Origin of the sequence: Prosthecobacter sp., assembly GCF_029946185.1 — a bacterium.
Classification (GTDB): Bacteria; Verrucomicrobiota; Verrucomicrobiia; order Verrucomicrobiales; family Verrucomicrobiaceae; genus Prosthecobacter.
On the sequence record NZ_JAQSEA010000317.1, the window covers coordinates 1 to 9,775 of the forward strand.

A 9,775-nucleotide genomic window follows, 5' to 3' on the forward strand; every position below is an offset into this window, starting at 1 on the left:
GGCTGGCCTTCACCGAACTTCGCGGACTTCGATGGCGATGGCGATCTCGATTTGCTCTGCGGCGAATTCCTCGACGGCTTCACCTACTTTCAAAACACCGGCACGCGCACCAAGCCGAAGTATGAACTCAGCGTACGTCTGAAGGCCGACACCGGTCGCTATCTCACCATGGATCTCGAAATGATCACGCCCACCGCGATTGACTGGGACAAGGACGGCGATCTCGATCTCATCTGTGGCGACGAAGATGGCCGCGTGGCCTTCATCGAAAACACCGGCAAATTCGACAACAAAGCACCCGTCTTTGCTGAGCCGCGCTACTTCCAGCAGGAGGCGGATCAGGTGAAGTTCGGCTCGCTCGCCACCCCCGTCGGCTTCGACTGGGACGGCGATGGCGACACGGACATCATCTGCGGCAATACGTCGGGCAACATCGCCTTCATTGAAAATCTCAGCGGCAAAGGCGTGGAGCAGCCGAAGTGGGCTGCACCCGTGCGTCTCGAAGCCGCAGGCAAAGTCATTCGCCCGATGGCCGGCCCCAATGGTTCCATCCAAGGCCCCTGCGAGGCGAAATGGGGCTACACCACGCAGACCGTGGCCGACTGGGATGGCGATGGCCTCCCCGACCTCCTGATGAACTCCATCCTCGGCAAAGTCGAGTGGTACAAAAACATCGGCACCCGCCAAAAGCCGAAGCTCGCCGCCGCGCAATCGGTGGACGTCGAATGGAATGGCCCACAGCCCACACTCGCCTACGGCTGGCTCCGTCCCGAAGGCAAAGCCCTCCTCACCCAGTGGCGCACCACGCCAGTCGCTGTCGATTGGAACAAGGACGGCCTCACCGATCTCGTCATGCTCGATCAGGAAGGCTACCTCGCCTTCTTTGAGCGCGCGAAAAAAGACGGCAAACTCATCCTCAAACACCCGCAGCGCGTGCTATGCGCCGCACAGGAAGCACCAGCTTCTGGCCCCGCCGACAAGTCTCTTAAAGTGAAAACCCCCGTCGCCATGAAGCCCGGTGAACCGTTGCGCCTCAATGCCGGCATCGCCGGAAAAAGCGGTCGTCGCAAAATCTGCATCATGGACTGGGACCAGGACGGCAAGCTCGACATCCTGCTCAACTCCGCCAACGCCAACTTCATCCGCCAGACCTCCAGCGCCGATGGTAATTGGTTCTTCGCCGACATGGGTCTCCTCTCCGGAGCCAACATCGAAGGCCACGACGTGAGCCCCACCACCGTGGATTTCAACGCCGATGGCCTGCCAGATTTTGTGGGTGGTGCCGAGGACGGGCATCTGTACTATCTGAAGAATCCACAGGCAAAGTAGCCCTGAGGTTGCTTTCCTCATGCGTTGTGCCGCGCGCTGAGTAGTGACGAGCCATGACGTGGAATCCACCACACCAAGCAACTACACCAGTTGCCACGGTCCACGCATGGGCCGCGTCAGCATCGAAGCGGCCTCCGCATCTTCAAGGATCTGCTCTTTCGCCGGATCCCAGCGCAATTTGGAGCGGTTCAGCCGCAAAGCTATGTTGGCCAGATGCGCGATGGTGATGCTGCGGTGTGCATACTCGATGGGTGCGGCAGGTTTCACGCCGTCTTGGATGGCATCGATGAAATTGCGAAAGTGGTCTTTGCTCTCGTAGAGGCGCACATCGCTTGCGGCCAGCGGCTTGCGCAGCGCATCGGGCTTGATCTCCAGCTTGCCCCGGGTGCAGAGCACGCTGCCGCCTTCGCCTTCAAACGAGATGCCGGAACCGAAGTCCTGCTTGTCCGCCACTCGCACCGTGGTGCCATCTTCGTAGCTACAGGCGAAGGAGAATGTCGGTGGCGTGGTGTAAAGCCCGCCGGGCGCGGGCCACGTGGCCTTGAGGTCGAAGAACTCGGTCGGGCCGCTCTCATCCTGCCCCAGCGCCCACTGCACGATGTCGAGATGATGCGCGCCGAAGTCGGTGATGTTGCCGCCGGAGTAGTCGTAAATCCAGCGCCAGTTGGAGTGCAGCCGTGCCGGACAAAACGGTGCTTCAGGCGCGGGGCCGAGCCAGAAATCGTAGTTCAATCCCTCCGGCACTGACGCAGGCGCGGTTTGTGAGGCACTGCCGTTGTTGTCGCGGTTGTCGCTCGCCAGTCCGACGCGGATTTGTTTCAGCTTGCCGATCCTGCCATTGCGCACGTACTCGCATGCCATGCGGAAATGGATGTCACTGCGCTGCTGGCTGCCCGTCTGCCAGACGACCTTGCAGTCTCGTACCACATCGCTCATGAACCGGCCCTGCGCCACGGTCAGGCTCAGCGGCTTCTCGCAGTAGATACTTTTCCCCGCCCGTGCCGCCGCCACAGCCATCAGCGCATGCCAGTGGTCTGGCGTGGCGATCTGCACCGCATCGATGTCCTTGCGCGCCAGCACCTCGCGGAAATCCTCATGCGTGGCGCAGCCCTGCGTGCCGTAGGTTTTGTCCACCAGACGCCTCGCCGGTTCTCGACCCAGCGTTCCCGCCTTTTTGATGATACCCTTGTTGTAGCGGTCAGACTCGCGTTCGACATCACACACCGCGATGACTTGCACCCGTTCGTCCTGCAGGAAATTCTTCACCACATCCGTCCCGCGTCCGCCACAGCCGATCAGTGCCAGCGTGGTGCGGTTTGAAGGTGCCACCGCACCATTTTTTCCCAAGGCGGAAGCAGGGATCAAAGTGGGAAAGCCCAGTGCTGTGGCGGCGGCGGAGCCTTGCTGGAGGAAACGGCGGCGGGAGGACTGGGGGTTCATACCCGGGTAAACGAACCCGGGTGATTCTTCTACATCTTAAAAAGACCAAATTTTTGTTGGCGAATAGGCGCGTGATTTACTACTCTGTATTCAATAAACACGTTTGTATTCCTATGAAAAAAACTGTGATCTTCTTCATCTTTGCGCTGGTTGGTGCAGCGGCTCTTCGAGCACACGAATTCACCGATCTTCAAGGCCGGAAGCTTGATGCGGAGATCGTCTCCGCCACAAACGATCAAGTCACGCTCAAAAGGGCGTCTGATGGCCGTGCAATCACGGCCAATGTCTCGATTTTTTCAGCCGGAGATCAGAAATTCATCCGTGAATATGCCGCAGCAAACGTGAAGCACGTTTTTGAAGTGCGCTACACGAAGAAAAAGCAGGATGAAAAGAAGGTCGAGGGCGGCGGCTCCGAAGGCACCCTGGAAAATTGGTTTTATGTCATCTCAATTCGTAACATGTCCGCCATGGGTGTCGAGGGAGTTACTTTGAACTATTCGATCTACATGAAGGAGGCTGGTGCGAATGGCCGGACTCCTGCCAAGGTTGTCGCCTCGGGTGTCGATAAGTTGATGGGTCTTCCCAGGAACGAGACGGGCTTGATTCAAACGAAGGCTGTTGAAGTCGTCCGCCTGCGCCCCAAGGCGGGTTATTATTTTACCAGCGGCGAAGGTGGTAAATCAGATCAACTCGCGGGATTTGCCCTCAAATTCACGAAGGATGGCAAGGAAGTTTATTCTTATGCGACCAGCCCTGGATTAATCGCTTATTGATCAATCAGGGCCCTTGCCTCTTGATCTTCGCTGTCGCACGAGTTGATATACACGTCGGGCCACTTCAGCCCGGCGTTTCTTTTGCCTCCCGCCAAACGAGCTTCCATCCGCCACAGTAAACCGCCGCCTTTGCGTGCGCGGGGGGATGCACTCGGGCTGGTGGATGTGACCCTGGCTTCAGCGGAGTTTAAGCGGAAGATGGGCGAAAAGGAAATTATCCTTGATCACGTCACGCCGCAGTCCTTCGGCTTTGCGGCAGCTCTGATGGTCCGGCATGCAGAAAAGACTAAGCCAGGGCGGCGCGTGTGGATTCTCTGCGCAGACGTGAAGACGCAGGACCATGTGCATGCCGAACTCGGCGTGTGGCAGTGCCCCGCGCTGTATTTTCCGCGTCTCGGCCAGGTCGTGAACGATGCCTTGATCGACCCCGAACTGCTCGCGGAACGTGCGGGCGTCCTTGGTCGCATGATGGAAGGAGACGCACCCGTCATGGTGCTGTGTGCAGATAGTCTGGACGAGCCAGCGCCTGCACTGGCCGAGATCACCAGCCAGCGCCGCACGCTCACCGTCGGCGCAAAGCTGGATGTGGAGGTACTGCTGCGTGATCTGAGCGAGGCAGGCTATGAGCGTGTGCCCGTTGTCACTGAGCGCGGTCAGTTCGCCCGCCGCGGCGGCATCCTGGACTTCTTCTCCTGGCAGGCGGAGGAACCGCTGCGGCTGGAATTTTTCGACGACGAGATCGAATCGATCCGTGCCTTCGATCTACACAATCAGTCCTCCATCAAGCGGCTGGAAAGTGTGGGCGTCATTCTGCAGATGAGCGACAATGCGGATGACGTCTCGCGGGTGCGCGAGCATCTGCATCAGGACGATTTCATCGTCACCATCGACTGCGAAGCCGAGGCGCATGCCTCCATCCTCAGCGGTGCCGCGCCCGTCGAAGGCGTGGAAGATTATTCCGCCGCCATTCATGAGAACCCGCTCGGGGTCTTCGATGCATCCGACTTTGTGCTGCATGAGGCGCGGCGTGAGCACTTCGCCAAACAGATCCGCGAATGGCATGATGACGGCTGGCGTTCGGTCATTTTCTTTCACAACGAAGCGGAACGAGAACGTTTCGCTGAACTGCAAAGCGGCCTGCCTGCCTCGCTCGAAACGAAACTGGGCCTGCTCTATCGGGGCTTCACCGTCCCAGCGGCCAAACTGGCGGTGCTGACCGGCGCGGAGATTTTTGGCCGTCATCAGCACATCCGCCGTGTGCGCGGCTCGAAACTCGATGAAGCCGAAGTGCTGCGCAAAGCACGCGATGTGATGCGCGACCTGCGTGAAGGCGACATCGTCGTCCATGCCGAGCACGGTGTCGCTCGTTACGGCGGCGTAGAGGTTCGTGATTCGGGCAAGCGCGAAGAAGTGCTGGTGCTGCATTATGCCGAAGGTGCGAAGGTCTTTGTGCCGGTGGCCCACACGCACATGGTCACGCGTTACGTGGGCGTCGGCGGCAAGGCACCTGCCTTGAGCAAGCTCAGCGAGGCTCGCTGGCAGAAGACGCGCAAGAGCGCGGAGAAAAGCGTCGAGGACTTCGCCGTACGCATGCTCAGCGTTGCGGCGGAACGGCAGACGCTGAAGGCCTATTCCCACCAGCCGGACACCAAGTGGCAGGTCGAGTTCGAGGAATCGTTCTTGTACCGTGAAACTCCGGATCAGCTCCGCAGCGTGGAAGAGATCAAACGCGACATGGAGGCTGAAAAACCCATGGACCGCCTGCTCTGCGCTGACGTCGGCTTCGGCAAAACGGAGGTCGCTATTCGTGCCGCTTTCAAAGCCGTCATGGGCGGCCGTCAGGTGGCCATCCTCGTGCCCACGACGGTGCTGGCACGCCAGCATTGGGAAAACATCCGCCAGCGCATGAGCGAGTTTCCCGTGTCGGTCGAAATGCTCTGCCGCCTCACTCCCCCGAACCGGGAGCGCGAGATTTTAAAGGGTATCACCGAGGGCACGGTGGACATCGTCATCGGCACGCACCGGGTCATTTCCAAAGACGTGCGCTTTAAAAATCTCGGTCTCGCCGTGATCGATGAGGAGCAGCGCTTCGGGGTGAAGCACAAAGAAAAATTCAAAGACCTCTTCCGCCTCGTCGATGTGCTCACGCTCAGCGCCACGCCAATTCCACGCACGCTTTATCTCGCGCTCATGGGCATGCGCGACATGAGCACCATCGAGACACCACCGCCGAACAAGCAGGCCGTGCAGACGATGATCTGCCCCTACGATGAGCGCACGATCAAGCAGGCCGTCGAAGCGGAGATCGAGCGCGGCGGGCAGGTCTTCTTCCTGCACAACCGCGTGATGACCATCGAGAAAGTCGCGCAACGCATTCGTGATCTCTGCCCGAAAGCCCGTGTCATCATCGGCCACGGCCAGATGGAGAGCGAGCTGCTGGAGGATGTGATGCACACATTCGTCGATGGCGGGGCCGATGTGCTCGTCTGCACCACCATCATCGAAAGCGGTGTCGATATCCCCAATGCTAACACCATCATCATTGATCGTGCAGACCGCTTCGGACTGGCGGATCTTTATCAGCTCCGTGGTCGCGTCGGTCGTGGTGGCGTTCAGGCGCATGCCTATCTGCTGCTGCCGCAGGATGCGGTGACCGCAGGCGATGCGCGTAAGCGCGTGAATGCCATCAAGCAATACGCCGGACTCGGCAGCGGCTTCAAAATCGCCCTGCGCGATCTGGAAATTCGTGGCGCGGGCAATCTGCTCGGCACTGAGCAGAGTGGCCACATCGCCGCCGTCGGGTTTGATCTGTACTGCCAGATGCTCAAGCAAAGCGTCGCCCGCATGCAGGGCCGCCGCGTGGCGCGCCCCGTCGAAGTCGGCCTGCGTTCAGATTTCCTCGTCATGAACGAAGCCATGATGGTGCAGGCGGAAAAAACCGCCACCCCGGCCTTCCTGCCCTCCACCTTCATCGAAGACCTCAAGCTCCGCATCACCGCCTACCGCCAAGTTGGCGAAATCATGACGCGCAAGGAGCTCGAAGAGCTTGAATCGCAGTGGCGTGATCAGTTCGGCGAAAAGCTGCCCCATGCCGTGCAAAACCTGCTCACCTGCGCCTCCATTCGCCTGGCCGCAGCGCACGCTGGCATCAGCGATGTCGAAATCAAAGACCGCAAACTCATGCTCATGCGCAACGGCAAGTTCGTCATGATCCAGGGCAAATTCCCGCGCCTCGCCTCACGCGAAGGTTTCAAGCAGCTCTCCGAGACGCTGGCGATGCTGCGAACGCTGTGATCAGAAAGAGCCCGCGAGATGGGTGTCGAAGAGCTGCTGCGCCGTGACATCCCCAAGCTCGTAACACTGCTTGAGCCGTCCAGGAAAAAACGGCGAAGGGCGCGCATGGTTCGTGGTGATGATCGTGAGTTTTTTGCCATGCAGCCGCGCCAGCTCAATGCGGTCGTTCAGAATCTGGCGGTTCATGGACGCATGCGTCGCGGCGATGGTCGCCATCAGTCGGTGCAGAGGCATCATCGGTGGCTTGCCGGGCGGCTGGATGACGCGGTGAATGATGATGTGATCGATGCCGTCATCCGTGAACCACGGGTCGATCGGTGATTCATGCGCCACGCCGCCGTCGGTGCACATGCGGCCCTCAAACTCCAGCGGCGTGAAGAGCATCGGCACACAGGAGCTGGCGGCCATCGCTGTGGCCAGCGACCCGCTGCGAACGAAGAGGGTCTCATGATCTGACAAATCGCTCAAGGCTATCAGCAACTGCGGATTCGACAGAGATTCGATGTTTCGCGTACCGACGACTGATTCAAAATGGGCAATCGCTCCCCGGGGGTCGAAAAAGCCGGGATGCCGATGCATGAGGCTGTTGATGAACTGGTGCCAGAACCAGATCGTACGCTTGGCAAAGGATAGATAGAGACGCGGGCTGAGCACAGCCTGCCGGATGACTTCCTGCTCCAGTCCTGCGGCGTACAAACCAGCGGTGATGGCACCTGCTGAAGAGCCCCCGATAGCAACCGGCCGCACCCCGAGCGCATGCAGCCTTGCCATAAAGCCCGCATGCGTGGCATAGCCCATGAACGAGGCTCCGAGTGAGATGGCGATGCGGGATGGTTCACTCATGCGCACTGCGCCTCCGGCTGGATGATGGCGGTATGTTTGGCGCGCAGGAACATCACGCCGCCCACAATGCCCCAGAACAGATTGAAGATCCAGCCGGCCAAAGAGGCGGAGACCCCGACGGCCTCAGGCACGTTCGCCAAACCTGCGAGCAGAGCCTCGAACGTGCGCTCACGCACGCCAAGCCCGGAGATGGAAACCGGTAGGGACGCCGCAGCATCGACGATTGGCATGGCCGTCAGCACATCCAGCACCGGTGCCGCGCCGCCCACCGCCCGCAGGCCGCAGTAAAAGCTCATAAAAAACGTCACATGCATGCCGATGGAAACGACCATGGCGGAAAGCGTGCGCTTCCACAGCCGCTCAAAGACCTCATGTACCCTCGTCAGTCGTGCGATGAGAGCCGCAAGCCTGGGATTGCCCATCGTCCGCGGAAACGTGCGCAGCCCCCACGCCAGCAGGCTGGGTTTGAAGGAAAGCCAGCTGAGAAAGAGGCCCACCAGCGCTCCGCCGACGTACATGGCATAGCCGGTGATCAGCATGCGCAGATCAGGGCCAACTTCATTCCAGTGCGAGGCCCTTGCCATCATGCAGACGGAGAACAAAAAGGCCACCGAGATGAGTCCGGTGAGATGATCCAGCACAAGAGACACGCTCACCGGCATCGTCTGTCCGGGCAGGCGTCGGGAGAGTGACATGATCTTGTAGGTGTCCCCACCCACCACGCCGACGGAGCTGATGTTGAAAAAGGCGCTGATGATTTCCGTGCGCATCACGATGCTGAACGGCAGGTCGGGCACCTGGCCGCGCAGAATGATGTGCCAGCGCACGGCGGTCAGAAAAAGCGTGAGAAACGCAAAGGTGACCCCGGCGAGCGTCCACGGCCAGTTCGTCAGCAGCGCACGCAGACGCGGCACGATGTCCGCGAAGAGGTCATGCTCTCGAAACAGCAGCACGAGCAGCACACCGCTGATCAGCAGGCGCAGGAAAATGGAGACGAAGCGTTTCAAAACGCAGTGCTATGGCAGAGGAATTACGCCGCTGCTTTCTGGTCCACGGCCTCGGCGATCGTGTTCACACTTTGCAGAATGCGCTTCGCCTGATCTTGGTCGGCCATTTTAAAGCCAAAATGTTTTTCGATCATCACCACAAGCTGCAAGGCATCCACGGAGTCGAGGCCGATGCCTGCGGGACCAAAGAGAGGGGTGTCATCGCCGATTTCATCTGCGGCCATGTCGAGCATGAGTTCGCTGATCATAAGTTCTTTGAGGCGCTGGCGGGTCGGCATGCAGGTGATACGTGGCGTAGGGTGCTCAGGGTAGGCTAAAGGAGCCCCCCGTCAATTTTTAGGGTCGAACCAGTGATATAGCTCGCATCCGCGCTAGCAAGGAAGAAAACGGCTGCTGCAACCTCAGATGGCTTGGCAAAGCGTCGCATAGGGAGCTGCATTTTGAGCGCTTTGAGGTGTTCCGGCGTCCAGTCGGACGGCAGGCCTCCCTCAATATAGCCGGGGCAGACGGCATTTACGGTGATCCCCATGCGAGCAGATTCTTTAGCCAGACTCTGCGTCAGGCCGATCACTCCAGCCTTGGCGGCGGCGTAGTTGGTCTGCCCCGCTGGCGAGGAAATGGCGCTGAGTGAGGCGATGTTCACGATCCGCCCCTGCCGCTCCCGCATCATCCCGGGCAGCACCGCCTGGCAGCCGTGGAAGACGGCGTTCAGATTGGCATCTAAAACGCGCGACCACTGGTCCAGCGGCATGTTGGCCAGCAGCGCGTCTTCATGGAAGCCCGCGTTGTTGATCAGGACGCCCAGCGGCGAGGCTATTTTTTCTATTTCAATCAAAGCTGCCTTCCATTCGTCTGGGGAGGTGATTTCGAGTGTGAGTAAATGTGCGCGGCCTGAAAATCGTGCCGCCAGCTCCTGCGCCCGCTCCCGCCGCTCCCGCACACCGAGAAAGACATGGCAGCCTTCCTCCCGTGTCAGGAAGAATTCAGCGATGGCAAGGCCCAGCGCCCCATTCGCGCCAGTGATCAAAATACTACGACTCATCCTAAAGCTTTGCAGTCCGCCAGAAGGAGTTGCAAGTCACTTCATCG

8 protein-coding genes are annotated in these 9,775 nt (G+C 59.7%); 3 read left to right on the forward strand and 5 right to left on the reverse strand.

The annotated features are described in order from the left end of the window. Positions 1-1,329: VCBS repeat-containing protein (locus tag PSV43_RS26060; protein ID WP_300204782.1), on the forward strand; the 1,329-nt coding region annotated here is incomplete at its 5' end. 81 nt (positions 1,330-1,410) lie between these two features. On the opposite strand, the gene PSV43_RS26065 is transcribed toward PSV43_RS26060, so the two are convergent. Beyond that, positions 1,411-2,769 carry a Gfo/Idh/MocA family oxidoreductase gene (locus PSV43_RS26065; RefSeq protein WP_300204785.1) on the reverse strand — a complete coding sequence of 453 codons (1,359 nt, stop codon included), beginning with the start codon at positions 2,767-2,769 and terminating at the stop codon, positions 1,411-1,413. A gap of 125 nt (positions 2,770-2,894) precedes the next feature. Between PSV43_RS26065 and PSV43_RS26070 the strand changes: the two genes are divergently transcribed. Both PSV43_RS26070 and mfd read left to right on the forward strand, forming a co-directional pair. After that, positions 2,895-3,542, forward strand: coding sequence for a hypothetical protein (locus PSV43_RS26070; RefSeq protein ID WP_300204787.1), 648 nt, complete (start codon positions 2,895-2,897; stop codon positions 3,540-3,542). 165 nt (positions 3,543-3,707) lie between these two features. Beyond that, positions 3,708-6,836 carry a transcription-repair coupling factor gene (gene mfd, locus PSV43_RS26075; RefSeq protein WP_300204790.1) on the forward strand — a complete coding sequence of 1,043 codons (3,129 nt, stop codon included), beginning with the start codon at positions 3,708-3,710 and terminating at the stop codon, positions 6,834-6,836. On the opposite strand, the gene PSV43_RS26080 is transcribed toward mfd, so the two are convergent. The 4 genes from PSV43_RS26080 to PSV43_RS26095 are packed head-to-tail and all read right to left on the reverse strand — an operon-like array spanning position 6,837 to position 9,728. After that, the gene (locus PSV43_RS26080; protein ID WP_300204793.1) at positions 6,837-7,679 is read right to left on the reverse strand and encodes a patatin-like phospholipase family protein; all 843 of its coding nucleotides are present in this window, start codon (positions 7,677-7,679) and stop codon (positions 6,837-6,839) included. Beyond that, complete coding sequence (locus PSV43_RS26085) at positions 7,676-8,686, reverse strand: lysylphosphatidylglycerol synthase transmembrane domain-containing protein (RefSeq protein WP_300204796.1); 1,011 nt, start codon at positions 8,684-8,686, stop codon at positions 7,676-7,678. Before PSV43_RS26085 ends, PSV43_RS26080 begins: the two co-directional genes overlap by 4 nt. Before the next feature lie 23 nt (positions 8,687-8,709). After that, positions 8,710-8,964, reverse strand: coding sequence for a phosphopantetheine-binding protein (locus tag PSV43_RS26090; protein WP_294395900.1), 255 nt, complete (start codon positions 8,962-8,964; stop codon positions 8,710-8,712). 35 nt (positions 8,965-8,999) lie between these two features. After that, entirely contained in the window at positions 9,000-9,728 is a 729-nt protein-coding gene (locus PSV43_RS26095) for an SDR family NAD(P)-dependent oxidoreductase (RefSeq protein WP_300204802.1), read from the reverse strand. Positions 9,729-9,775 lie beyond the last annotated feature (47 nt).

Excerpts from the sequence above, each read along its gene's own strand:
- PSV43_RS26065 (WP_300204785.1), bottom strand. The coding sequence starts at position 2,769 with ATGAACCCCCAGTCCTCCCGCCGCCGTTTCCTCCAGCAAGGCTCCGCC.
- PSV43_RS26090 (WP_294395900.1), bottom strand. The coding sequence starts at position 8,964 with ATGCCGACCCGCCAGCGCCTCAAAGAACTTATGATCAGCGAACTCATG.
- PSV43_RS26095 (WP_300204802.1), bottom strand. The coding sequence starts at position 9,728 with ATGAGTCGTAGTATTTTGATCACTGGCGCGAATGGGGCGCTGGGCCTT.
- PSV43_RS26080 (WP_300204793.1), bottom strand. The coding sequence starts at position 7,679 with ATGAGTGAACCATCCCGCATCGCCATCTCACTCGGAGCCTCGTTCATG.